1 protein-coding gene is annotated in these 336 nt (G+C 50.0%); it reads right to left on the bottom strand.

Annotated elements, in window-relative coordinates; translation table 11 throughout:
- The coding region (locus tag M3090_RS15705) for a Mu transposase domain-containing protein (protein ID WP_410553279.1) at positions 1-336 on the bottom strand (336 nt) is incomplete at both ends.

Here is a 336-nt window from a genome sequence, read left to right as displayed (position 1 = left end):
GGATATTGCATGGCACGCTCCACTTCCCGTAGATAGTTCAATACGATATTGTCTATTTCCGAGGCGCGTCGGAAGAGTTCCTCCAAGTCCTTGTCATAGGGGCCATAGTGTCCCGGCAGGTTGTGCTCCTTTTTCCAGGAATAAGCGTAGGGAATGTCACAGCGGTCATGGGTGGCGACAAGGTTCATTCCACAGTAGATTTCCACCGTGCCGGCATCATAGAGAATCGTCATGCGCCTGCCTACATACTCCTTCGGAACGCTGTAATGGTGCTTGAACAACGAGACGTAAGAGTTCTTCCCGACAGTCATCAGTTTCCTCTCTTTCATTACGTAA

The sequence above is a fragment of the Bacteroides sp. ET71 genome (assembly GCF_023336905.1).
Lineage (GTDB): Bacteria > Bacteroidota > Bacteroidia > Bacteroidales > Bacteroidaceae > Bacteroides.
Note: the sequence above shows the minus strand (reverse complement) of the source record. Positions and strands in the feature narration are given on the sequence as shown.